Source organism: Caldimonas sp. KR1-144, assembly GCF_049446155.1.
Lineage (GTDB): Bacteria > Pseudomonadota > Gammaproteobacteria > Burkholderiales > Burkholderiaceae_C > Rivibacter.
The window spans coordinates 205,700-226,759 of record NZ_JBMSEE010000002.1 but is presented as its reverse complement, the minus strand read 5'-3'; the positions used below and the strand labels follow the sequence as shown (position 1 = coordinate 226,759).

Below are 21,060 nucleotides of genomic sequence, written 5' to 3'. Positions count from 1 at the left end.
TCAGCGCGCGCTCGACGAAGCCGGCGCCTCGGCGGGCACCGCGGCCGTTTGCGACGGCCCCACCGTGATCGTGACCTTGCGCGGGCTCAGCGCCGGGCCAGGGAAGTCGCGCAAGGCGGCGTCGAACATCGGTCCGATCACGCCGGGATCGCTCGAGCGCGTGCTGAGCCGGCCGCGGGTTTCGTAGATCACCTTCTGGCTGCGCTTGTCGCGCAGCAGCACGCCGACTTCGCGCAGGTAGTCGGGGAAGTCGTTGTAGCCTGGCCCCCAGCCAGGCCCCCATCCCGGACCCCAGTAAGGCCCCCAGTACGGGTGCCGGTAGGGCCCCGGCCAGCCGTACCACCAGTTGCTGTGCCAGTAGAACGAACCGGCAAACGGGTCGGGCGTGTAGACCTGGGTCACGCGCGCGCCGACTTGCACCAGCACATCGGCATCGTCGGCGCTCTCGGCCAGCCTGAACCCGGCCCGCTCGATCGCCGGGCGGGCCGCGTCCTCGACGGCCATCTGCTCGGCCAGGTTGGCCTGTTGCGACGGCAGGCGCTCGATCGCGTAGGTGCCCGGCTGGCGGCCGGCCGGCCAGCTGCCGTAGCTGGAGACGTCGACGTCGTAGGTGCGGATCGAGCTGCAACCCGCGGCCATGAGTGCGGCAACCGCGACGACAGTGCTCAGCAAAGCGCGACGCATAACGAACTCCTTGCGAATCTGGTCGGCCAATCCGGGTTGGAGCGCGCGCGGGCTGGCCCGGTTCAGCGCTCGTCGATCCAACGCACCGGCATCGCCGCCGGTGCACCGGCGCTGGCCGGCGCGGCGCAGGCGTCATCGTCCTCATCGAAGGCCTTGTCGCCTTGGGGGTCGGGCGTGCCGCTGGCGACCAGCGTCTCGAACGGGAACAGCGCTCGGTCCTGCAGGTGCGAGGGCACGACGTTGCCCAGCGCGCGCGCCATGTTCTCGATGCGCCCCGGATGCTTGCGGTCCCACTCGCGCAGCATCGCGCCGACCTGCTTGCGCTGCAGGTTCTCCTGGCTGCCGCACAGCGTGCAGGGAATGATCGGGAACTGACGGTGCTCGGCCCAGGCCGCGAGGTCGTGCTCGGGCACGTAGGCCAGCGGGCGGATCACCACGTGGCGGCCGTCGTCGCTCACCAGCTTGGGCGGCATGCCCTTGAGCTTGGCGCCGAAGAACATGTTGAGGAAGAAGGTCTGCAGCATGTCGTCGCGGTGATGGCCGAGCGCGATCTTGGTCGCACCCAGCTCGTCGGCCACGCGGTAGAGGATGCCGCGGCGCAGCCGCGAGCACAGGCTGCACATCGTCTTGCCCTCGGGCACGACGCGCTTGACGATGCTGTAGGTGTCCTGCTCCTCGATGTGGAAGGGCACGCCGCGCGAGCGCAGGTAGTCGGGCAGCACGTGCTCGGGAAAGCCGGGCTGCTTCTGGTCGAGGTTGACCGCCACCAGCTCGAAGGCGACCGGCGCGCGCTGCTGCAGGTTGAGCAGGATGTCGAGCAGCGCGTAGCTGTCCTTGCCGCCCGAGACGCACACCATGACCTTGTCGCCGGCCTCGATCATGTTGAAGTCGCCGATCGCCTGGCCGACCAGGCGATGCAGGCGCTTGCTGAGCTTGTTGGCCTCGAAGTTGTACTTGCGCTCGGCGGCCTCGGTCGGGCCGGCGGTCGCCGCGGGCGGCTGAATGTGAATGACAGCGCTCATCGCGCCTCCTCGTCGCTCTTGAACCGGAAAACCTCGACGCCCACGGCGTCGCAGTCGGGATAGACATCGGGCTTGGCCGTCGCCACGCGCACCGCGCGCACGCCGGGACGCGCGAGCAGCGAGGCGGCGATATCGTCGGCCAGCGTCTCCTGCAGCGCGACGCGCCCGCGCGACACGCGCTCGGCGATGGTGGCGCGGATCACGTCGTAGTCGATCACCTCGTCGATGTGATCCTGGGCCGGTGTCGTCAGTGCGAGCGGCACGTAAAGATCGACGTCGAAGCACATGCGCTGCGGGCCTTGCAGCTCGTGGGCGTGGATGCCGATCTCGGCCTCGATCTCGAAGCCGCAGAGGAACAGCCGCCGGCAGCCGGACAGGCGCGGGTCGAGCAAGCTGCTCATTGGCCGCCTCCGAGCGCGTCGCGCGCCAGGAACATCACGTCACGTCGCTGCGACGCGAGATGCTGGCCGCCGTCGACCAGCAGCGTCGTGCCGGTGATCGCCGGCGACTCGATCAGGAAGCGCACCGCGCGCGCGACGTCCTCGGGCGTCGACGAGCGGCCCAGCGGCGTCATGGCGTGCGAGACCGCGAACTCGGCCTCGTCCATCGGGCCCGAGGGCAGCGTGACGCCGGGCGCGACGCCCACCACGCGCAGCGTGGGCGCCAGCGCCTGGGCGAGCAGCGTGGTCGCGGCCTCGAGCGCGGCCTTGCTGAGCGTGTAGCTGAAGTGGTCCGGGTTCGGGTTCCACAGTTTCTGGTCGAGCAGGTTGACCGCGCAGCCCTGCGCGCCGCGCGCCGCCAGGTGCGCGTGCAGCGCGCGCGCGAGCAGCACCGGCGCCGCGGTGTTGGTGCGCCATTGCACGTCGAGCGTCGCGGCGCTGAAGTCGGCCACGGTGTCGTAGGCGAACGCCGAGGCGTTGTTGACCAGCGCGTCGACGCGGCCGAAGCGCTTCACGACGCCCGGCAGCAGCGCCTCGCAGGCGGCCTCGTCGGCCAGCTCGGCGGCAAAGGCTTCACTGCGCGCACCGTGGGCGCGCAGCGCGGCGAGCGTGAGCTCGAGCTCGGCGTCGTCGTGGCCGCGGTGGTGCACGGCCACGTCGAAGCCATGCGCGGCGAGCTCGAGCGCGATCGCGCGGCCGATGCGGCGCGCCGCGCCCGTCACGAGGACGACGGGGCGTGGGGTCGAAGAAGACGGGGTGGTCACGGCTCGAACGCGAGGGCGTTGCGTGAAGACGGCTTTCCTACAATCGCCGCGTGAAAGACAGCCTGCGCAGTGTAGCCAGCGCCCCTGGAGGGCACGGCCTCGAGGGACATGCCGAATCGCCGCTGCATGCGCGCATCGCGGCCGAGATCACGGCCGGCGGCGGCTGGCTGAGCTTCGAGCGCTTCATGGAGCTGGCGCTGTACGCGCCCGGCCTCGGCTACTACGCGCGCGACGCACGCCAGTTCGGCGCGCTGCCCTCCTCCGGCAGCGACTTCGTCACCGCGCCCGAACTGAGCCCGCTGTTCGGCCGCGCGCTGGCGCGCCAGCTTGCACAGGCGCTGGACGCCACCGACACCGACGAAGTGTGGGAGTTCGGCGCCGGCTCCGGCGCGCTCGCGTCGCAGCTGCTACAGGCGCTGGGCGAGCGCGTGAAGCGCTACGTGATCGTCGACTTGTCCGGCGCGCTGCGCGAGCGCCAGCGCGCAACGCTGCATGAGCGCGTGCCGGACCACGCCCCACGCGTCGAGTGGGTCGACCGGCTGCCCGAGGCCGGCATCGAAGGTGTGGTCGTCGGCAACGAGGTGCTCGATGCGATGCCGGTCGCGCTGCTGCACTGGGACGGCAGTCATTGGTTCGAGCGCGGCGTGGCACTCGACGCGCAGGGGCGTTTCGTCTGGGCCGACCGGCCCACTGGGCTGCGCCCGCCGATCGAGCCCGGCTTCGTGCCGGGTACGACGATCGAGCTGGCGCGCCAGGCCGCCGGCTTCGTCGCGACGCTGGCCGGCACGTTGAATCGCGGCGCAGCGTTCTTCCTCGACTACGGCTTTCCGGAGCACGAGTTCTTTCATCCGCAGCGCACCGGCGGCACGCTGATGTGCCACCGCGGCCACCTGGCCGACCCCGACCCGCTGTCGCACGTGGGCGAGAAGGACATCACCGCGCACGTCGACTTCACCGCGGCGGCGCTGGCCGGCCAGGACGCCGGGCTGGAGGTGCTGGGCTACACGAGCCAGGCGCGCTTTCTCTTCAACTGCGGCCTGGTCGCCGACCTGCACGGCGCCGACGCGCGCACGCTGGCCGCGGCGCAGAAGCTCGTCAACGAGCACGAGATGGGCGAGCTGTTCAAGGCGCTGGGCTTCGTGAAGCAGCCGCCCGGGCCGGTGTTCGACGCGATCGGCTTCGCCGCGGGCGACCGCAGCCACACGCTGTGAGAGAGGACGGAGCATGCTGCGCTGGCTGCTGGTGATCGTGCTGACGCTGCTGGTGTTCAGCGGCCTCAAGCCATGGCTCGCAAAGCTGGGTATCGGCCGCTTGCCCGGCGACTTCGAGTTCCGCATCGGCCAGCGCACCGTCTGGCTGCCGATCGCCTCGACCGTCTTGCTGAGCTTCGTCGCGATGCTGATCGGCCAGCTGATCTGAGTCAGTGGATGGCCCGCGAAGCCACGCTATAATGCGCGGCTCAGGCGCTTTAGCTCAGTCGGTTAGAGCGACGGAATCATAATCCGCAGGTCCGGGGTTCGAATCCCTGAAGCGCCACCAGATACCAAAGGCCCGCAGGTCATTCCTGCGGGCCTTTTCGCTGTTGGACGGTCACTTCAGAGGTTCGACCAGTCGTAGATCGGCACCTCGGCAGGCGCGCTGCCGATCTGGATCGTGATCTCGCGATGCGCGGCCAGCGGGATCGTCGCCGGATCGCCCTCGAAGCGCTGCAGGCCGGTGCCCGCGTCCGGGTCGCGCACGTAGAACGCGATGTTCGGATCGCTGAGCCCGGCCACGTTCGACGCCGACAGCGTCTGGCCCCACAGCGCGAAGAACTGGCCCAGCGTGAAGCTCACCGGCGCCGCCGCCTCGACGTGGATCAAGCCGGAGCGGTCGTGCGTGTGCAGCGCGTACCTGCAAGACGGCACGATGCCGATCTCGGCCGGCACCGCGAGCTGCACGCCATCGCGAAAGATCGTCAGGTGCGCGTGGATGTGGAAGGTCTCGCTGGCCTCGCATTGCACGCCGGCGAAGCTGCCGCCCTGGCCGCCGGCGGCGGTGTTGCCGTCGGGCCATTGGGTGATGCCCTGCTGGCTGCTGTCGAGCGGCGTCATCGTCGTCGCGAGCGGCGGCATGGGTGCCGGTGCCGGTGCCGGTGCCGGTGCCGGTGCCGGTGCCGGTGCCGGTGCCGGTGCCGGTGCCGGTGCCGGCGCTGGCGCTGGCGCTGGCGCTGGCGCGGGCGCGGGCGCGGGCGCGGGCGCGGGCGCCGGTGCGGGTGCGGGACTTGGCGGCGGGCCCGCCGCAGGCGGCGATCGGTCGCCACCGCCGTCGCCGTCGCCGTCGCCGCCGCCGCAGGCGGCGAACTGGAGGCTGAGCGCCAGACACCACCACAAGGCGCGACGTCGCCGATGGCGCAGGGCGTCGTCGGTTCGAGAAGCTGAATCGGCTCGGCTCATGTCGGGCTCCTGAACGGCTGCGGTCGCCGCCAAGGGCAAGCGCCGTTCCGGGTCCGGACCGTTGCGCCACGCCGATGCGGCAAGATCGCGGCATGCCCGAGATCCGCGCCTTCGCTCCGCCCCCTTCGCCCACCGCGCCAGTGCCCCGCAGCGGACCGCAGAAATACGCCGTCGACGTCCGCGAAAGCGCCATCGACGGCCGCGGCGCGTTCGCGGCCGAGGCGATTCCGGCGCGACGCAAGATCGGCGAGATCCGCGGCGAATCGATCTCGGTGCGCGAGGCGCGCCGGCGCGCCAAGGGCCTGGCGCGGATCATGATCGTCGAGGTCTCGGACACGCGCGCGATCGATGCCTCGCGCTCCGAGGATCCGCTGCGCTTCGTCAACCACTCGTGCCGGCCCAATGCGGTCCTGCGCATCCGCCAGGGCCGCGTCGAGTTCTACGCGCTGCGCGACGTGGCGCCCGGCGAGGAGCTGACGGCGCACTACGGCGAGTCGCACCACGAAGGCCGGCTCACCTGCCGCTGCGGCGCGCCGGGCTGCGCCGGCCGGCTCTAAGCTTCGCCCCCGAACGCCTTTGCATTGCCGAGCTGTCGATCGACCAGACAGCGCGCCACCCACCACTTTCCATGAACGACCCCATCGTGATCCTCGGCGGCGGACACGCCGCGGCGCAACTGTGCGCGAGCCTGGCCGAAGCCGGCCTGGCGAACCGCGTGACGCTCGTCAGCGACGACGCCTACCTGCCCTACCAGCGCCCGCCGCTGTCCAAGGGCTTTCTCAAGAGCGCCGATGAGGCGACGCAGGCGTTCCGCGCCGAGGCGTGGTTCCAGGAGCAGGGCATCGCGCTGCGCCTGGGCGACGCCGCGGTGGCGGTCGACCGCGCAGCGCGCACCGTGACGCTGCGTTCGGGCGCCGTGCTGCCGTGGGCCTGGCTGGTGTTCGCCACCGGCGCCCGCGCGCGGCGCCTGCCCGGCCTGCCCGAGGGCCTGTCCAACGTGGCCTTGCTGCGCAGCGCCGCCGACGCGCAGGCGCTGCGCGAGCGGCTTGCGGCGACGTCCAGCCTCACCGTGATCGGCGGCGGCTTCATCGGCCTGGAGGTCGCAGCCACGGCACGCGCGCTCGGCAAGGCGGTGACGGTGCTCGAAAGCGCGCCGCGACTGCTGGGCCGCGCGGTATCGCCGGCGCTGTCTGCCCATGTGCTGGCCGCCCATCGCGCCGCCGGCATCGACGTGCGCACCGGCGTGCGCTGCGGCGCGATGCGGGCCGAGGGCGGCCGGCTCGCAGCGATCGAGGTCGACGGTGCGGTGCATCCGGTCGAGCTGCTGCTCGTTGCGATCGGCGCCACGCCGGAGACCGCGCTGGCACAGGCCGCGGGCATCGCCTGCGACGACGGCATCGTGGTCGACGCGAACATGCTGACCAGCGACCCTTCGGTGCTCGCGATCGGCGACTGTGCGCGGTTCCCGGAGCGCCGCGTCGGCGGCCTGCTGCGGCTGGAGTCGGTGCAGAACGCCAACGACCAGGCGCGCACCGCCGTCGCGACCCTGACCGGCACGCCGCGCGCGCACGACGCGCTGCCGTGGTTCTGGTCGGACCAGGGCAGCCTGCGGCTGCAGATGACCGGCCTGGTGCCGGCCGAAGGCACGCCGGGCCTTTCGAGCGTTCGCCGGCCGGGCGCGAGCGAGGCCGCGTTCTCGCTGCTGCACTACGTGGACGGGCGCTTCGTGTGCATCGAGTCGGTCAACGCGCCGGCCGACCACATCATGGGGCGCAAGCTGCTCGAGGCCGGCCGCAGCCCGGCGCCCGAGGTCGCCGCCGACCCGGGCGTGCCGTTGAAGACGCACCTGGCCTGAAGCCGCGCCGCGGGCCGGGCGGCGATAATGCCGGCCTTCGTTCCAACAGCCTCTGGATCCACACCATGAACCGCTGTGATGTTCGGGCGGGCGCGCTGGCGCTCGCCCTGATCGCGTCGACCATCGCCGTTTCGCTGCCCACCGCCGCTTCCGCCCAGGAAGTCGTGCAGCGCAACTTCCCCCGCAATGCCCTGCGCGGCGAGGTCGTCGTTCTCAGCGAGAGCGAGGCCCTGCTCAACGGCAAGCCCGTGCGCCTGGCGCCTGGCCTGCGTCTGCGCGGCCCCAACAACCTGCTGCTGGTGAGCGGCGCCGCCCAGGGCCAGAAGTTCCTCGCGCACTACACCGTCGACACCTACGGTCTGATCAACAACCTGTGGGTGCTGCGCGAAGACGAGGCCCAGCGCCTGTGGCCCAAGACCGAGCAGGAAGCCGCCGCGTGGGGCTTCGATCCGGTCGCCCAGCTCTGGTTCAAGCCCTGAGCGCGAGGAGATCGACATGAGCGACATGAACGACGAAACGGCAGCCAAGCAAGGCGGCAAGAAGGTCTTCGTCAAGACCTTCGGCTGCCAGATGAACGAGTACGACTCCGACAAGATGCTCGACGTCCTTCGTGCGGCCGAAGGATACGAGCCGACGCAAGACCCCGAGCAGGCCGACCTGATCCTGTTCAACACCTGCTCGATCCGCGAGAAGGCGCAGGAGAAGGTGTTCTCCGATCTCGGACGCATCAAGCATCTGAAGGCGCGCGGCGTGAAGATCGGCGTCGGCGGCTGCGTCGCCAGCCAGGAAGGCGCGGCGATCATCGAGCGCGCGCCCTACGTCGACGTGGTGTTCGGCCCGCAGACGCTGCACCGCCTGCCCGAGCTGCTGGCGCGGCGCGGCGCGCAGGGCCGCCCGCAGGTCGACATCAGCTTCCCCGAGATCGAGAAGTTCGACCACCTGCCGCCGGCGCGCGTCGAGGGCGCCACGGCCTTCGTGTCGATCATGGAAGGCTGCTCGAAGTACTGCTCCTACTGCGTGGTGCCCTACACCCGCGGCGAGGAAGTCAGCCGCCCGTTCGATGACGTGCTGACCGAGGTGGCGGGCCTCGCCGACCAGGGCGTGCGCGAGGTGACGCTGCTGGGCCAGAACGTCAACGCCTACCGCGGGCGCATGGGCGAGACCGCCGAGATCGCCGACTTCGCGCTGCTGCTCGAATACGTGGCCGAGATCCCGGGCATCGAGCGCATCCGCTACACCACCAGCCACCCGAACGAGTTCGGCCAGCGGCTGATCGACGCCTACGCGAAGCTGCCCAAGCTGGTGAACCACCTGCACCTGCCGGTGCAGCACGGCTCGGACCGCATCCTCGCGGCGATGAAGCGCGGCTACACCGCGCTCGAGTACAAGAGCACGATCCGCAAGCTGCGCGCGATCCGCCCGGACCTCAGCCTCTCCACCGACTTCATCGTCGGCTTCCCTGGCGAGAGCGAGGACGACCACGCCAAGACGATGAAGCTGATCGCCGACGTCGGCTTCGACGCGAGCTTCAGCTTCGTGTTCAGCGCGCGGCCCGGCACGCCGGCCGCCGCGCTGCACGACGAGACGCCGCAGGAGCTCAAGCTCGCGCGGCTGGCGCAGGTGCAGGCCGAGATCGAGGCCAACGCGCGGCGCATCAGCGCGTCGCGCGTCGGCACGGTGCAGCGCATCCTGGTCGAAGGCCCGAGCCGCAAGGACGCTTCCGAGCTGATGGGGCGCACCGAGTGCAACCGGATCGTCAACTTCCCCGGCGGCGCGAACCCCAAGCGCCTCGTCGGCCAGCTGATCGACGTGACGATCACCCAGGCCTACCCGCATTCGCTGCGCGGCGAGATCGTCACGCGCGAGCTGCCCGTGGCGGCCTGACGACGGCGGGGCCCCGTGCCTGGGTGGGCGCGGGGCAGCCCGGCGGCGCGGCGTGCCAAATCTCACGCCGCCTGGCGGCAAGCCAGGATCAGAATGCCTGACCGCAACCCTCATCGGCTTGTGGAGGGACGATGGTCAACCGCGAATTTCCGAACACCCACCCCGCACCGCTGGACGCGCTCGAGTTCGAGATCACCGACATCAGCGACGCGCGCCACGCGCTCGATGAGCTGCCACCCGGCGTGGGCGAACTGGAGAAGTTTGCGCCGGGCTACTGGGAAAAGCGGCGTCGCCCGACGATGCCGACCGATCGCGCGCTGACCGGCGCGGCTGTCGAGTGGGCAATCGCGCTGCCGCCCGATCTGCGCCCGCGCGAGCTGAGCGCGCAGTTTCCGCGCCTGGCCAATGCGCTCGCCGCGGCCTGGTCCGACCGCGGTCGCGCGCTTGCGACGCTCGACGGGCTGCTGGTCGATCGCCGCGGCGGACGCCGCGGCCTGCCGCCTGAAGTGATGGCCGAGCTGCAGCGGCTCAACGACTACCTGCGGCGTGCGCCGGCGATGCCGGCCGCGGCGACCGCAGCACCCGCGGCGGCCGCGGTGCCGCCCGAGATGCTCGAGCGCGCCAAGCGCCTGCTCGAATCGGCCGGCTACCGCGTCATTGCGCCGGGCGGCTGAGCTCGCCCAGGGCCGTCAGCAGCGCATCGACGTCGCGGTCCGCATGGGCCGCCGACAAGGTGATGCGCAGCCGCGCCGTGCCCTCGGGCACCGTCGGCGGGCGGATCGCCGGCACCCACAGGCCGCGCGTCTCCAGGCCCGCCATCACAGCCATCGCACGCGCGTTGTCGCCGATCACCACCGGCTGGATCGCCGTGCAGGTGCGCGGCGCGTCCCACGGCAGCGCGGCCAGGCCGGCGCCGAGCCGCTCGCGCAACGCCGCCAGGCGCTCGCGGCGCCAGCCTTCGGACTCGATCACGCGCAGCGCCGCGCGCAGCGTCTCGGCCACCATCGGCGGCGCGCCGGTTGCGAAGAAGTAGGTCCGCGCGCGCTGCACCAGCCATTCGATCACCGGCTCGACCGCGGCGACGAAGGCGCCGGCCACGCCCGCCGCCTTGCCGAGCGTGGCCATGTAGATCAGACGATCCGGCATCGCGCCTTCGCGCAGGCCCCGACCGGCAAACCAATGAGACAGGCTGCCGCGCCCGCCCTCGCCGAGCACGCCGAAACCGTGCGCGTCGTCGATCATCAGCCAGGCGTCGTGGCGCTCGCACAGCGCAAGCATCTCGGGCAGCGGCGCGAGGTCGCCGTCCATGCTGAACACCGCATCGGCGATCACCAACCGACGCCGGGCGCCGCGCGTCTCGACGAGCGCGCGCTCCAGCGCCGCGAGGTCGTTGTGCGCATAGACCTTGAGCTCGGCGCGCGACAGCCGCGCGCCGTCGATCAGGCAGGCGTGGTTGAGGGCATCGGAGATGAGCGCGTCGCCGCGCTCGACCAGCGCGGGGATCGTGCCGACGTTGGCCGCATAGCCGGCGTAGAAGTAGATCGCGCGCGGCAGGCCGACGAAGCGCGCGAGTTCGTCTTCCAGCGCGGCATGCGAGGGGCTGTGGCCACAGATCAGCGGCGACGCGGTCGCGCCGACGCCCAGGCGCTGGGCGGCCTCGCGCGCCGCGTCGATCAGCGCCGGATGCTGGGCAAGGCCGAGGTAGTCGTTGCTCGCGAAACTGATGCGGCGGCTGCCGTCGACGGCGTAGCGCACCGCGTCGCGCTGCTGTGTGCTGGCGCGCCGACGGCGGCGGATGCCGCGCGATTCGAGTTCGGCCAGCGCGGCCGCGAAGACCTGGGACGGATCGGGCATGAGGTGCTCAGTCGGGCAGCGCGAGCTGCAGCGTACGCGCATCGGCCTGCGGCGCCCACGGCCAGTCGGCCAGCAGGGGAGCGTCGATGCGCGTGCGCAGGTAGTCGAGGTTGGCCGCCTGCTCCGGCATGCCGGGGTCGAGGCGGTTGCAGATCCAGCCGGCCAGCGGCAGGCCGCGCGCGAGGATCGCATCGCGCGTGAGCAGCGCGTGGTTCAGGCAACCGAGGCGCAGGCCGACGACCAGGATCACCGGCAGGCCCAGTGCGGCGGCCAGGTCCGCGCCGGTGTGCGACTCGTTCAGCGGTACGAGGAAGCCGCCCGCACCTTCGACGACCACCGCGTCCGCGCGCGCGCGCAGCGCGGCGCAGCGCTGCGCGATCAGGTCGATGTCGATGCGCGCGCCGGCATTCGCGGCGGCGATGTGCGGCGAAACCGGATCGGGCAGCAGGTAGGGGTTGTCGAGCTCGGCAGGCACGACGACGTTGCTGGCGGCACGCAAGGCGTCGACGTCCTCGTTGCGCCCGCTCGCATCGCAACCGGCCGCGACCGGCTTCATGCCGACGGCGCGCAGGCCCTGGCGCGTGAGCCCATGCAGCAGCGCCGCGCTCGCGCGCGACTTGCCCACGCCGGTGTCGGTGCCGGTGACGAACCAGGCCTTCATGACCCGAGCGCGGCGTCGAGCGCGCGCAGGGCGCCGCCCGCCAGCTGCTCGAGCGCCGCGTCGTCGAGCACGTAGGGCGGCATGAAGTACAGCGTGTTGCCGATCGGGCGCAGCAGCAGGCCTTCGGCCAGCGCGCGACGGTGGTAGGCGCCGGAGAAGCCGGGCACGTCGGACTCGACGTCGAAGGCCCAGATCATGCCGAGCCGGCGCGCGTGTCGCACCGCGCGGTGCTGCGCGAGCGGCGCGAGCAGCGCGTCGAGCCGCTGCGCGGTCTGCGCGTTGCGGGCGAGAACGTCGTCGCGCTCGAACAGCTCGAGCACCGTCAGCGCCGCGCGGCACGCGAGTGCATTGCCGGTGTAGGAGTGCGAATGCAAAAAGCCGCGCGACGCGCGGTCGTCCCAGAAGCTGGCGTAGACCGGGTCGGTGGTCAGCACGGCCGACAGCGGCAGCACGCCGCCGGTCAGGCCCTTGGACAGGCAGATGAAGTCGGGCCGGATGCCGGCCTGCTGGTGCGCGAACAGCGTGCCGGTGCGCCCGAAGCCGACCGCGATCTCGTCGCAGATCAGGTGGACCTCGAAGCGGTCGCACAGCGCGCGCGCGCGGCGCAGATACTCGGGATCGTGCATCGCGAAGCCGGCGGCACACTGCACCAGCGGCTCGACGATCAGCGCCGCGGTGCGCTCGTGGTGCTCGGCGAGATAGGCCTCGAGCGCGGCGGCGCAGCGCGCGGCGTGGGCCTTTGCGTCGTCGCCGGGCGCGGCCGTGCGCGCGTCGGGCGACGGCAGCGCGGCCGACAGCCGCACCAGCGGCGCATAGGCCTCGCGAAACAGCGCGATGTCGGTGACCGACAGCGCGCCGACCGTCTCGCCGTGGTAGCCGCCGGCAAGACCCACGAACTCGCACTTGGCCGGCCGGCCCAGGTTGCGCCAGCTGTGCGCGCTCATCTTGAGCGCGATCTCGGTCGCCGAGGCGCCGTCGCTGCCGTAGAACGCATGGCCCAGCCCGGTCAGCGCGCCCAGGCGTTCGCTGAGCTCGACCACCGGCTCGTGCGTCAGGCCGGCGAGCATCACGTGGTCGACGCGCTCGAACTGCGCGACGAGCGCCGCGCGCATCGCCGGATGGTTGTGGCCGAACAGGTTGACCCACCACGAGCTCACGGCATCGAGGTAACGCCGGCCCTGGTCGTCGTGCAGCCAGGGCCCGTCGGCGCGCACGATGGCCAGCGGCGGCTCGTCGTCGAGCCGCTTCATCTGCGTGCAGGGATGCCAGACGGCGCGCCGGCTGCGCTCGGCGAGCGTGGCCATCACGATGCCTCGTGCGAACCGGGCTTCGGACCGATCGCGCGCACGTGACCCTCGGGCCGGTAGGTGCAGCGGTCGCCGCTGCTCTGACGCCACACGCTGACCTGCGTGACGCCGGGCACCGCGGCGGCCAGCGAGCGGTGCAGGTAGACGCACAGGTTCTCGAGCGTGGGCTCGCCCAGGCCCTCGACCTCGTCGAGGAAGTGGTGGTCGAGTTTTTCGCGCAGGCGCGCGACCACCGCGCGCAGCAACGCGAGGTCGACCACCATGCCGGTGGCCGGGTCGCGCTCGCCGCAGACGGTGACCTCGGCCTGGTAGGTGTGGCCGTGGATGCGCTTGCTGCCGGCGACCTCGCGGGCGTCGTCGAGCTGGCGGCGCAGCGTGTGCGCGGCCTCGAAGTAGAAGGACTGGCTCAGTTCGAACATCGGATACGCGGACTTCGTGAACGCCTCGCGTTCAGCGGATGCCGATCACTTTGTGGGTTTGCACGCTCAGGTGCCAGGCCGGATGGTCGAGGCACCACTGCACCGCGAAGGCCGTGGCGGCCGCGCGGTCCGGGCCGTCCATCGGTTGTACCCGACGATGGGCGAAATCGAGTTGCTCTAGCGCGACCAGGTCGATGCCGGCTTGCGGCACGACAACCTTGAGCTCGTCGCCCGAGCGCTGCACCAGCGGCGCGCCGGCCTTGGGGCTGACGCAGATCCAGTCCAGCCCCGCGGGCGCGGCGACGGTACCGTTGGTCTCGACCGCGATCTCGAAGCCCTGGGCATGCAGCGCGTCGATCAGCGCCGCATCAACCTGCAGCAGCGGCTCGCCGCCGGTGAGCACGACGAAACGCTGCCCCGGCTTGCCGGCCGGCCAGAACGATGCGACATGCGCGGCCAGACCGGCGGCCTGCGCAAACTTGCCGCCGCCCGTGCCGTCGGTGCCGACGAACTCGGTGTCGCAGAACTGGCAGATCGCGCTCGAGCGGTCGGCTTCGCGGCCGGTCCAGAGGTTGCAGCCGGCAAAGCGGCAGAACACCGCCGGGCGACCGGCGTGGTGGCCCTCGCCCTGCAGCGTGTAGAAGACTTCCTTGACCGAGTAGGTCATCTCGCGCCTCCGCGCACGAAGCCGGCGACACCCAGCCCCGCAGCGCAGGCCAGCACCATCGCGATGTAGGTCGACATGGCGCCGTCGCGGCCGGTGATGGCCAGCCCGGCCAGCGAGGCCAGCACCGCCGCCGCCGCGCCCCAGGCGGCCAGGCGCAGCAGCGAGCACTGGATCGCGCGCCGCCATAGCAGCTTGGCCAGCGCGGCCGACAGCAGCCCGAGCATCAGCCCCGGCAGCAGCAGGTTCAGCGCATGGATCAGGGCTTGGGTGGCGGTCATTGCATGCGGGCGGATCGAGCGTCGGCCCGGGCGGCACGTCGTCCCGGCGCGATGGCGGGCATTTGAGACATGCCAAGTCGTTGAAAAGACTGTGAATTTTATAATCCGCGCCATGAGTGTGTTCGCCCTCGGCCTGAATCACACGACCGCGCCGGTGGATCTGCGCGGTCGTTTTGCGTTCACGCTTGAACAACTCGCCCCGACGCTGCAGCAGTTTCGCCACCATGTGGTCGGCCCCAGCCAACCGGTGCGGGCCGACGCGCCGCCCGAGGCCGCGATCCTGTCGACTTGCAACCGCACCGAGCTCTACTGCGCCGCCGAGCCGGCGATGGTGAGGCCTGCGCTGGCCTGGCTGGCCGAGGTCGGCGGCGTCGGCACCGACACGCTGTCTTCCCACGCTTACGTGCTCGAGGGCGGCCAGGCGGCGCGCCACGCGTTTCGCGTGGCCTCTGGCCTCGACTCCATGGTGCTCGGCGAGCCGCAGATCCTCGGCCAGATGAAGCAGGCGGTGCGCGAGGCCGACGCCGCCGGCACGCTGGGCACGACGCTGCACCAGCTCTTCCAGCGCAGCTTCGCGGTCGCCAAGGAAGTGCGCACGTCGACCGAGATCGGCAGCCACTCGATCAGCATGGCCGCCGCCGCCGTGCGCCTGGCCGCGCAGTTGTTCGAGGACTTGCGCGAGATCCGCATCCTGTTCGTCGGCGCCGGCGAGATGATCGAGCTCGCCGCGACGCACTTCGCAGCGCGCGCGCCGAAGAGCATCGCCATCGCCAACCGCACGCTCGAGCGCGGCGAGAAGCTCGCCACGCGCTTCGGCGCCGAGGCGATCCGCCTGGCCGACCTGCCGGCGCGACTGCACGAGTTCGACGCGGTGGTTTCCTGCACCGCAAGCACGCTGCCGATCATCGGTCTGGGTGCCGTCGAGCGCGCGATCAAGGCGCGCAAGCACCGGCCGATGTTCATGGTCGACCTGGCCGTGCCGCGCGACATCGAGCCCGAGGTCGCGCGGCTGGGCGACGTGTACCTCTACACCGTCGACGATCTCGCGCAGTTGGTGCAAAGCGCCGGCGAGAAGCGCCAGGCGGCCGTCGCGCAGGCCGAGGCCATCATCGAGACCGGGGTGCAAAGCTTCGTGCACTGGCTCGACCAGCGCGCCACCGTGCCGCTGATCCAGGCGCTGCAAAGCCAGGCCGACAACTGGCGCGAGCTCGAGATCGCGCGCGCACGCAAGCTGCTGGCGCGCGGAGACGACGTCGAAGCCGTGCTGGACGCGCTCTCGCGCGGCCTGACGCAGAAGCTGCTGCACGGCGCCTTCGCCGAGCTGCACGCCAGCGATCCGGCACAGCGCGCCCAGCTGGCCGCCACCGTCTCGCGCCTGTTCCTGCGCGGCGACGCCAAAGGGCGTTAGCGACGATCGCGGCGCTCGCCGCTTTCGACCTCGCGCGGCCGCGCCGCGCCCGCCCTCTTTCCTCTTCGTTTGCACCAGCCCATGAAACCCGCGTTGCGCCAGCAGCTCGACCGCTATGCCGACCGCCTGGCCGAGCTCGACTCGCTGCTCGCCGATCCCGCCGTCATGAAGGACGGCGCGGCCTTTCGCGCACTGAGCCGCGAGCACGTGGAAGTGGCCGGCCTGATCGAGCGCAGCCGCCGCTACGCGCAGCGCGAGTCCGACCTGGCGGCGGCGCGCGAGCTCGCGGCCGATCCCGAGATGGCCGAGATGGCGGCCGAGGAGATCGCCTCGGCCGAAGCGGAGCTGGAGCGCCTGGAAGCGGAGCTGCAGCGCCTGATGCTGCCGCGCGACCCGGATGACGGCCGCAACGCCTTCATCGAGATCCGTGCCGGCACCGGCGGCGACGAGTCCGCCCTGTTTGCCGGCGACCTGCTGCGCATGTACACGCGCTACGCCGAGCGCCAGGGCTGGAAGCTGGAGCTGATGAACGCGAGCGAAAGCGACCTCGGCGGCTACAAGGAGGCTGTGCTGCGCATCGAGGGCGACGGCGTGTTCGGCAAGCTGAAGTACGAGTCGGGCGGCCATCGCGTGCAGCGCGTGCCGGTGACCGAGACGCAGGGCCGCATCCACACCAGCGCCTGCACCGTGGCCGTGCTGAGCGAGCCGGACGAAGCCGCCGAAATCACGCTCAACCCGGCGGAGCTGCGCATCGACACCTTCCGCGCCAGCGGCGCCGGCGGCCAGCACGTCAACAAGACCGACTCGGCGGTGCGCGTGACCCACCTGCCCACCGGCCTGGTCGCCGAATGCCAGGACGACCGCTCCCAGCACCGCAACAAGGCCAAGGCACTGGCGGTGCTGGCAGCGCGGCTGCGCGACCGCGAGCGCAACGAGCGCCTCGCCAAGGAAGCCGCCACGCGCAAGAGCCTGATCGGCTCCGGCGACCGCTCGGACCGCATCCGCACCTACAACTTCCCGCAGGGTCGCGTCACCGACCACCGCATCAACCTGACGCTCTACCAGCTTGGCGCGGTGCTCGACGGCGAGCTCGAGCCGCTGATCGACGGCCTGCTCGCCGCGCGCGAAGCCGAACTGCTCGCGCAGATGGAGATCGGCGACCGATGAGCCTCGAACGCCGGCTCGCAGCGGCCACCGTGCGCGACGCCCTGGCAGCGGCGCGCACGATCGGCGTGGAGCGCCTCGATGCGCTCGCCTTGCTCGAACACGCGCTCGGCCGCCCGCGCGTCTGGCTGATCGCCCATGACGACGAGCTGCTGGCCACAGCCGACGCGCAGCGCGCGGCCGCGCTGTTCGTGCGCCGCGCGGCCGGCGAGCCGCTGGCCTACCTGGTCGGCGAGAAGGAGTTCCACGGCCTCGCCCTGCGCGTGACGCCCGACGTGCTGATCCCGCGTCCGGACACCGAAACGCTGGTCGAGTGGGCGCTGGAACTGCTGCCGGCCGACCGCCCCGTCGCGGTGGCCGACCTCGGCACCGGCAGCGGCGCGATCGCGCTGGCGATCGCCCAGGCGCGCCCGCTCGCACGCATCACCGCGATCGACGCGAGCGACACCGCGCTGGCGGTCGCGCGCGCCAACGGCGAGCGCCTCGGGCTGCGCGTCGCGTGGCGTGTCAGCGACTGGTGGCAGGACCTAGCCGGTCAGCGCTTCGATCTCGTGGTCAGCAACCCGCCCTACATTGCCGAAGGCGACGTGCACCTGGCCGCGCTGGGTCACGAACCGCAGCAGGCGCTCACCTCCGGCATCGACGGCCTGGACGCGATCCGCCGCATCGTCGCCGGCGCGCGCGATCACCTCGCGCCCGGCGGCTGGCTGCTGTTCGAGCACGGCTTCGACCAGGCCCAGGCGGTGGCCGCGCTGTTGGCGAGCGCTGGCTTTTCGTCGATCGGCACGCGGCTCGATCTCGGCGAACGCGCACGCTGCACCGGCGCCCGCGCGCCGGGCTGAGAGAAGCGGCGAGCGGCCTGTCGCCGTCGCGCGACGACCCCCAACTTGAGGCACGCGCGGCGTCAATTGCTCACGCACGCGCCGCAGGGTGCGGGCGTAGCATGACTTCCCGGGTCCCGCTCGCCGCGCGCCCGCATCCCGCGGTGCGGCGCGGCGTCCCGGTCGATGGAGGAGATCGCCATGTCCTCGCCGATCCGTTGCGTGTCCCCGTCCCTTCGCCGCGAGCAGCAGCTTCGCGCGGCCCTGATGTTCGGACTGCTGGCCTGTGCGGCCTGCGCGGCCCTGGCCGACAACGGCCTGCGATGGTCCGCTGGCCCATCGTCGGCCCTCGACGATGGCGCCACCACCGCCGGCTGGCGCGGCCAGCTCGCGGTCAGCGTGCAAGATCCCGGCGACGCGGCGGCCTGGGATCCGGCCGCCGGAAGGCCGGGCAACCTGAGCCTGTTGAGCGGCTACTACTTCTCGAACCGCACGCTGGGTGCATCAGCGGGCGGCTTCCGCGCCACCGGCGGCGTGATCGGCACCCACGGCACGTTGGGTGTGGGCGCGCTGGGCAGTTCGCTGCTCGCGCCGGGCTTCACCAGCGACCGGCGCAGCTACAGCCTGACGGCACCGGCCTGGGCCGGCGATGCCGGCGATGCGGCCGCGGTGCCCTACGTCGGCGTCGGCTACACCGGGCTGATCGGCAAGCGCAGCCTGACCGGCGAGGGCTGGGGCGTCAGCGCCGACCTCGGCATGACCGCGCTGCAACCGCGCTCGGCGGTGCGGCTGGGGCAGACGCCGGCAAGCCAACAGGCGCCGAGCGACCTGGTGCGCGACCTGCAGCTCAACCCGATGATTCACGTCGGCGTCTCGTACGCCTTCTGATCGGTGCCTTCGTGGCAGGGACTTGACGCCGGTCGGGGCAGGCCCCGGGCCGCTGGCGTATAACCCCGGCTTTGCCGCCGGAGATTCCAATCCGCGGCGGCTCGCCAACCGAGGGAGTCAAGCGATGAGCGACGTCCAGCAGCGCATCGACGCGCTGGTGAAGAACCACCGGATCGTGCTGTTCATGAAAGGCACGGCCCAGTTTCCGATGTGCGGCTTTTCCGGCCGCGCCATCCAGATCCTCAAGGCCTGCGGCGTCACCGACCTCAAGACGGTGAACGTGCTCGAGGACGAGGAAATCCGCCAGGGCATCAAGGAATACGCCAACTGGCCGACGATTCCGCAGCTCTACATCGACGGCCAGTTCGTCGGCGGCTCGGACATCATGATGGAGATGTACCAGGCCGGCGAGCTGCAGCCGCTGCTGGTGAAGAAGGCCGCCTGATGGCCGCTGCCGCGCGGCGGCTGGTCGTCGGGCTGACCGGCGCTTCGGGCGCCGTCTACGGCGTTCGCCTGCTCCAGCGCGCGCGCGCGCTGGGCGTAAGTACCCACCTGGTTGCCACGCCCGCGGGCGTGCTCAACGTCCACCACGAGCTGGGGCTCGACCGCGCGGCGCTCGACGCGCTGGCCGACGAGTCGCATGCGCCCGGCGATGTCGGCGCGTGCATCGCCAGCGGCAGCTTCGCGACCGCCGCGATGGTGGTCGCCCCGTGCTCGATGAAGAGCCTGGCCGCGATCGCGCACGGCCTGGGCGACAACCTGCTCACGCGCGCGGCCGATGTCACGCTCAAGGAACGCCGCCGCCTGATCCTGATGGTGCGCGAGACACCGTTGAACCTGGCCCACCTGCGCAACATGGTGGCGGCCACCGAGATGGGCGCGATCGTGTTCCCGCCGCTGCCGGCCTTCTATCACCGGCCCACGACGATCGACGAACTGGTCGACGAAACAGTCGAGCGCGTGCTCGAACTCGCCGGCATCGAGGCCGCCACGCCCAAGGCCTGGCCGGGCTTGTAGCCGGCGTCGGCCATCGCGGCCGCGATGCGGCCCACGCGCTGCAGGGCGCTGCGCCGCGCCTCGTCCCAGTGACCGCCGACGCCCAGGCGGATGCAGTGCCTAAAGCGCTCCGAGGTGCTGAACATCGTGCCCGGCGCGATGCAGATGCCCTCGTCGACGCAGGCGTGGAACAGTGCGATCGAGTCCACCGCCTGCGGCAGCTCGACCCACAGGATGTAGCCGCCGGCCGGATCGGTGACGCGCGTGCCCTTGGGAAAGCTTTGCGCGATCAGGCCGCGGGCATCGTCGACGCGCGCAGCGATGGTCGCGCGCAGCTGGCGGAAGCTCGACTCCAGGCCCGGCTGCGCCAGCAGCTCGGCCAGGGCCGACTCGACCACCGCGGTCTGGCTGCCGCTGGTGCTCGACTTCATGCGCCGCAGCGCCGTGCCCCATCGACCGGCATCGACCCAGCCCAGCCGCAGGCCGGGCGCCAGCGTCTTGGAGAACGAGCCGCAGATCATCACGTTGCCGCTGGCATCGAACGACTTCACCGCGCGACGACGGTCGTCCTGCTCGGCGAGGTCGTTGTAGAGCACGTCCTCGACCAAGGGCACGCGGCGCTCGGCCAGCATCTGCGCCAGCCGGCGGCGCTCGGAAAGCGGCATGCACGCGCCAAGCGGATTCGACAGCGTGGGCACCAGCAGCACCGCGCGCACCGGCTGGGTGTCCAGCGCAAGCTGCAGCGCATCGAGCGAGATGCCGTGGCGCGGATGCGTGGGGATCTCGAGCGCACGCAGGTGCAGGCTTTCAAGGATCTCGAGAAAGCCGAAGTGCGTGGGCGACTCCAGCGCGACCACGTCGCCGGGCCGCGTGACGCAGCGCAGGCACAGCGTGATGGCCTCCAGGCAGCTGCCGGTGATCACGACCTCCGCGGGATCGAGCTCGCAGCCCAGGCCGAGCGCGCGGCGCGCCACCGCGCGGCGCAACTCCTCCTGGCCGGTGCCGAAGGGGTAACGGCACAAGGTCGCGCGCTGTCGCAGCGCGGCACGGTTGAACGCACGGCGCACGCGCTCCAGGTTGAACAGGCCTTCGCTCGGACAGGCGGCGCCGAACGAGATGACGCTGCGGTCGTTGGCGAGCGTCATGACCTGCTCGACCAGGGAGCTGATGTCGACGGCGCGCGAATCGGCGGGCGGCTGAGAGACCTCCGGCTCGGGCAGCCGGCGAACGCGCGCCGCGACAAAGTAGCCCGAACGCGGCCGCGCCTCGACCAGGCGCTGGTCCTCGAGCCAGCGATAGGCCTGCGTCACCGTGGTCAGCGAAACGCCGTGCTGGCGCGCGAGTTCGCGCACCGAGGGCATGCGCTCGCCGCTGTCGAGCGAACCCGAACGGATCGCGCCGGCCAGGCGTTCTGCCACCTGCAGGTAGAGCAAACCGGCGCTGCCGGAATCGGTGGCATCCATGCGCCGATTCTGTACCGGTCGATCGCACGGCGGCCAGCACAGACGCCGCC

26 protein-coding genes and 1 tRNA gene are annotated in these 21,060 nt (G+C 71.6%); 15 read left to right on the top strand and 12 right to left on the bottom strand.

Annotated features, from left to right (window positions below; translation table 11 throughout):
- From ACO2TI_RS05020 to ACO2TI_RS05005, 4 genes are all read right to left on the bottom strand, one after another.
- Positions 1-684 carry a DUF4136 domain-containing protein gene (locus ACO2TI_RS05020; protein ID WP_423282397.1) on the bottom strand — a complete coding sequence of 228 codons (684 nt, stop codon included), beginning with the start codon at positions 682-684 and terminating at the stop codon, positions 1-3.
- Between the two features lie 62 nt (positions 685-746).
- On the bottom strand, positions 747-1,706 hold the full coding sequence (gene ttcA / locus ACO2TI_RS05015) for a tRNA 2-thiocytidine(32) synthetase TtcA (protein WP_423282395.1): 960 nt from the start codon (positions 1,704-1,706) through the stop codon (positions 747-749).
- Positions 1,703-2,107, bottom strand: coding sequence for a dihydroneopterin aldolase (locus tag ACO2TI_RS05010; protein WP_423282394.1), 405 nt, complete (start codon positions 2,105-2,107; stop codon positions 1,703-1,705). Before ACO2TI_RS05010 ends, ttcA begins: the two co-directional genes overlap by 4 nt.
- A complete protein-coding gene (locus tag ACO2TI_RS05005) occupies positions 2,104-2,910 on the bottom strand; it encodes an SDR family oxidoreductase (protein WP_423282392.1) in 807 nt (268 codons plus the stop codon). The genes ACO2TI_RS05010 and ACO2TI_RS05005 overlap by 4 nt, the downstream gene beginning before the upstream one ends.
- Positions 2,911-2,972: 62 nt before the next feature.
- On the opposite strand from ACO2TI_RS05005, the gene ACO2TI_RS05000 reads away from it, so the two are divergent.
- From ACO2TI_RS05000 to ACO2TI_RS04990, 3 genes are all read left to right on the top strand, one after another.
- Positions 2,973-4,121 carry a class I SAM-dependent methyltransferase gene (locus tag ACO2TI_RS05000; protein ID WP_423283314.1) on the top strand — a complete coding sequence of 383 codons (1,149 nt, stop codon included), beginning with the start codon at positions 2,973-2,975 and terminating at the stop codon, positions 4,119-4,121.
- 13 nt (positions 4,122-4,134) lie between these two features.
- Entirely contained in the window at positions 4,135-4,329 is a 195-nt protein-coding gene (locus ACO2TI_RS04995; RefSeq protein ID WP_423282390.1) for a DUF2905 domain-containing protein, read from the top strand.
- Positions 4,330-4,372: 43 nt separating this feature from the next.
- Positions 4,373-4,449 (top strand) — tRNA-Met (locus tag ACO2TI_RS04990).
- Between the two features lie 56 nt (positions 4,450-4,505).
- Here the strand turns inward: ACO2TI_RS04990 and ACO2TI_RS04985 are convergent.
- A complete protein-coding gene (locus ACO2TI_RS04985) occupies positions 4,506-5,024 on the bottom strand; it encodes a hypothetical protein (RefSeq protein WP_423282388.1) in 519 nt (172 codons plus the stop codon).
- Between the two features lie 2 nt (positions 5,025-5,026).
- On the opposite strand from ACO2TI_RS04985, the gene ACO2TI_RS04980 reads away from it, so the two are divergent.
- The 6 genes from ACO2TI_RS04980 to ACO2TI_RS04955 all read left to right on the top strand — a co-directional run bounded on the left by ACO2TI_RS04980 (position 5,027) and on the right by ACO2TI_RS04955 (position 9,758).
- Positions 5,027-5,263 (top strand): hypothetical protein, encoded by a 237-nt coding sequence (locus ACO2TI_RS04980; RefSeq protein ID WP_423282386.1) that lies wholly within the window; start codon positions 5,027-5,029, stop codon positions 5,261-5,263.
- Between the two features lie 222 nt (positions 5,264-5,485).
- A complete protein-coding gene (locus tag ACO2TI_RS04975) occupies positions 5,486-5,902 on the top strand; it encodes an SET domain-containing protein (RefSeq protein ID WP_423282384.1) in 417 nt (138 codons plus the stop codon).
- Between the two features lie 71 nt (positions 5,903-5,973).
- Positions 5,974-7,200, top strand: a complete 1,227-nt coding sequence (locus ACO2TI_RS04970; RefSeq protein WP_423282383.1) for an NAD(P)/FAD-dependent oxidoreductase — start codon at positions 5,974-5,976, stop codon at positions 7,198-7,200.
- Positions 7,201-7,265: 65 nt separating this feature from the next.
- Positions 7,266-7,679 carry a hypothetical protein gene (locus ACO2TI_RS04965; protein WP_423282381.1) on the top strand — a complete coding sequence of 138 codons (414 nt, stop codon included), beginning with the start codon at positions 7,266-7,268 and terminating at the stop codon, positions 7,677-7,679.
- Between the two features lie 16 nt (positions 7,680-7,695).
- Complete coding sequence (miaB, locus tag ACO2TI_RS04960) at positions 7,696-9,084, top strand: tRNA (N6-isopentenyl adenosine(37)-C2)-methylthiotransferase MiaB (protein WP_423282380.1); 1,389 nt, start codon at positions 7,696-7,698, stop codon at positions 9,082-9,084.
- A 131-nt stretch (positions 9,085-9,215) separates the two neighbouring features.
- Entirely contained in the window at positions 9,216-9,758 is a 543-nt protein-coding gene (locus ACO2TI_RS04955) for a hypothetical protein (RefSeq protein WP_423282378.1), read from the top strand.
- Here the strand turns inward: ACO2TI_RS04955 and bioF are convergent.
- The 6 genes from bioF to ACO2TI_RS04925 are packed head-to-tail and all read right to left on the bottom strand — an operon-like array spanning position 9,739 to position 14,270.
- A complete protein-coding gene (gene bioF, locus ACO2TI_RS04950; protein WP_423282377.1) occupies positions 9,739-10,938 on the bottom strand; it encodes an 8-amino-7-oxononanoate synthase in 1,200 nt (399 codons plus the stop codon). The genes ACO2TI_RS04955 and bioF overlap by 20 nt on opposite strands.
- A 7-nt stretch (positions 10,939-10,945) precedes the next feature.
- Entirely contained in the window at positions 10,946-11,599 is a 654-nt protein-coding gene (bioD, locus tag ACO2TI_RS04945) for a dethiobiotin synthase (protein WP_423282376.1), read from the bottom strand.
- The gene (bioA, locus tag ACO2TI_RS04940) at positions 11,596-12,903 is read right to left on the bottom strand and encodes an adenosylmethionine--8-amino-7-oxononanoate transaminase (protein ID WP_423282374.1); all 1,308 of its coding nucleotides are present in this window, start codon (positions 12,901-12,903) and stop codon (positions 11,596-11,598) included. The genes bioD and bioA overlap by 4 nt, the downstream gene beginning before the upstream one ends.
- Complete coding sequence (locus ACO2TI_RS04935) at positions 12,903-13,325, bottom strand: 6-carboxytetrahydropterin synthase (RefSeq protein WP_423282372.1); 423 nt, start codon at positions 13,323-13,325, stop codon at positions 12,903-12,905. The genes bioA and ACO2TI_RS04935 overlap by 1 nt, the downstream gene beginning before the upstream one ends.
- A 31-nt stretch (positions 13,326-13,356) precedes the next feature.
- The gene (gene queE / locus ACO2TI_RS04930) at positions 13,357-13,992 is read right to left on the bottom strand and encodes a 7-carboxy-7-deazaguanine synthase (protein ID WP_423282370.1); all 636 of its coding nucleotides are present in this window, start codon (positions 13,990-13,992) and stop codon (positions 13,357-13,359) included.
- Positions 13,989-14,270 (bottom strand): hypothetical protein, encoded by a 282-nt coding sequence (locus ACO2TI_RS04925; protein WP_423282369.1) that lies wholly within the window; start codon positions 14,268-14,270, stop codon positions 13,989-13,991. Before ACO2TI_RS04925 ends, queE begins: the two co-directional genes overlap by 4 nt.
- A gap of 112 nt (positions 14,271-14,382) precedes the next feature.
- Between ACO2TI_RS04925 and hemA the strand changes: the two genes are divergently transcribed.
- The 6 genes from hemA (at position 14,383) to ACO2TI_RS04895 (ending at position 19,568) form a co-directional block, all read left to right on the top strand.
- A complete protein-coding gene (hemA, locus tag ACO2TI_RS04920) occupies positions 14,383-15,678 on the top strand; it encodes a glutamyl-tRNA reductase (RefSeq protein ID WP_423282368.1) in 1,296 nt (431 codons plus the stop codon).
- 81 nt (positions 15,679-15,759) lie between these two features.
- The gene (prfA, locus tag ACO2TI_RS04915) at positions 15,760-16,845 is read left to right on the top strand and encodes a peptide chain release factor 1 (RefSeq protein WP_423282366.1); all 1,086 of its coding nucleotides are present in this window, start codon (positions 15,760-15,762) and stop codon (positions 16,843-16,845) included.
- A complete protein-coding gene (prmC, locus tag ACO2TI_RS04910; RefSeq protein WP_423282364.1) occupies positions 16,842-17,684 on the top strand; it encodes a peptide chain release factor N(5)-glutamine methyltransferase in 843 nt (280 codons plus the stop codon). The genes prfA and prmC overlap by 4 nt, the downstream gene beginning before the upstream one ends.
- Before the next feature lie 180 nt (positions 17,685-17,864).
- Positions 17,865-18,551, top strand: a complete 687-nt coding sequence (locus ACO2TI_RS04905) for a hypothetical protein (protein ID WP_423282363.1) — start codon at positions 17,865-17,867, stop codon at positions 18,549-18,551.
- Positions 18,552-18,675: 124 nt separating this feature from the next.
- Positions 18,676-18,996, top strand: a complete 321-nt coding sequence (gene grxD, locus ACO2TI_RS04900; RefSeq protein WP_423282362.1) for a Grx4 family monothiol glutaredoxin — start codon at positions 18,676-18,678, stop codon at positions 18,994-18,996.
- Complete coding sequence (locus ACO2TI_RS04895; RefSeq protein ID WP_423282361.1) at positions 18,996-19,568, top strand: UbiX family flavin prenyltransferase; 573 nt, start codon at positions 18,996-18,998, stop codon at positions 19,566-19,568. The genes grxD and ACO2TI_RS04895 overlap by 1 nt, the downstream gene beginning before the upstream one ends.
- Here the strand turns inward: ACO2TI_RS04895 and ACO2TI_RS04890 are convergent.
- On the bottom strand, positions 19,463-21,010 hold the full coding sequence (locus tag ACO2TI_RS04890) for a PLP-dependent aminotransferase family protein (RefSeq protein ID WP_423282359.1): 1,548 nt from the start codon (positions 21,008-21,010) through the stop codon (positions 19,463-19,465). The genes ACO2TI_RS04895 and ACO2TI_RS04890 overlap by 106 nt on opposite strands.
- Between the last annotated feature and the right edge of the window lie 50 nt (positions 21,011-21,060).

What these genes read in the sequence shown, in the direction of transcription:
- ACO2TI_RS05020 (WP_423282397.1), bottom strand. Translation starts at nt 684, where the DNA reads ATGCGTCGCGCTTTGCTGAGCACTGTCGTCGCGGTTGCCGCACTCATG.
- ttcA (WP_423282395.1), bottom strand. Translation starts at nt 1,706, where the DNA reads ATGAGCGCTGTCATTCACATTCAGCCGCCCGCGGCGACCGCCGGCCCG.
- ACO2TI_RS05010 (WP_423282394.1), bottom strand. Translation starts at nt 2,107, where the DNA reads ATGAGCAGCTTGCTCGACCCGCGCCTGTCCGGCTGCCGGCGGCTGTTC.
- ACO2TI_RS04995 (WP_423282390.1), top strand. Translation starts at nt 4,135, where the DNA reads ATGCTGCGCTGGCTGCTGGTGATCGTGCTGACGCTGCTGGTGTTCAGC.
- ACO2TI_RS04985 (WP_423282388.1), bottom strand. Translation starts at nt 5,024, where the DNA reads ATGCCGCCGCTCGCGACGACGATGACGCCGCTCGACAGCAGCCAGCAG.
- ACO2TI_RS04970 (WP_423282383.1), top strand. Translation starts at nt 5,974, where the DNA reads ATGAACGACCCCATCGTGATCCTCGGCGGCGGACACGCCGCGGCGCAA.
- ACO2TI_RS04965 (WP_423282381.1), top strand. Translation starts at nt 7,266, where the DNA reads ATGAACCGCTGTGATGTTCGGGCGGGCGCGCTGGCGCTCGCCCTGATC.
- miaB (WP_423282380.1), top strand. Translation starts at nt 7,696, where the DNA reads ATGAGCGACATGAACGACGAAACGGCAGCCAAGCAAGGCGGCAAGAAG.
- ACO2TI_RS04955 (WP_423282378.1), top strand. Translation starts at nt 9,216, where the DNA reads ATGGTCAACCGCGAATTTCCGAACACCCACCCCGCACCGCTGGACGCG.
- bioF (WP_423282377.1), bottom strand. Translation starts at nt 10,938, where the DNA reads ATGCCCGATCCGTCCCAGGTCTTCGCGGCCGCGCTGGCCGAACTCGAA.
- bioD (WP_423282376.1), bottom strand. Translation starts at nt 11,599, where the DNA reads ATGAAGGCCTGGTTCGTCACCGGCACCGACACCGGCGTGGGCAAGTCG.
- bioA (WP_423282374.1), bottom strand. Translation starts at nt 12,903, where the DNA reads ATGGCCACGCTCGCCGAGCGCAGCCGGCGCGCCGTCTGGCATCCCTGC.
- ACO2TI_RS04935 (WP_423282372.1), bottom strand. Translation starts at nt 13,325, where the DNA reads ATGTTCGAACTGAGCCAGTCCTTCTACTTCGAGGCCGCGCACACGCTG.
- queE (WP_423282370.1), bottom strand. Translation starts at nt 13,992, where the DNA reads ATGACCTACTCGGTCAAGGAAGTCTTCTACACGCTGCAGGGCGAGGGC.
- ACO2TI_RS04925 (WP_423282369.1), bottom strand. Translation starts at nt 14,270, where the DNA reads ATGACCGCCACCCAAGCCCTGATCCATGCGCTGAACCTGCTGCTGCCG.
- hemA (WP_423282368.1), top strand. Translation starts at nt 14,383, where the DNA reads ATGAGTGTGTTCGCCCTCGGCCTGAATCACACGACCGCGCCGGTGGAT.
- prfA (WP_423282366.1), top strand. Translation starts at nt 15,760, where the DNA reads ATGAAACCCGCGTTGCGCCAGCAGCTCGACCGCTATGCCGACCGCCTG.
- prmC (WP_423282364.1), top strand. Translation starts at nt 16,842, where the DNA reads ATGAGCCTCGAACGCCGGCTCGCAGCGGCCACCGTGCGCGACGCCCTG.
- ACO2TI_RS04905 (WP_423282363.1), top strand. Translation starts at nt 17,865, where the DNA reads ATGTCCTCGCCGATCCGTTGCGTGTCCCCGTCCCTTCGCCGCGAGCAG.
- grxD (WP_423282362.1), top strand. Translation starts at nt 18,676, where the DNA reads ATGAGCGACGTCCAGCAGCGCATCGACGCGCTGGTGAAGAACCACCGG.
- ACO2TI_RS04895 (WP_423282361.1), top strand. Translation starts at nt 18,996, where the DNA reads ATGGCCGCTGCCGCGCGGCGGCTGGTCGTCGGGCTGACCGGCGCTTCG.
- ACO2TI_RS04890 (WP_423282359.1), bottom strand. Translation starts at nt 21,010, where the DNA reads ATGGATGCCACCGATTCCGGCAGCGCCGGTTTGCTCTACCTGCAGGTG.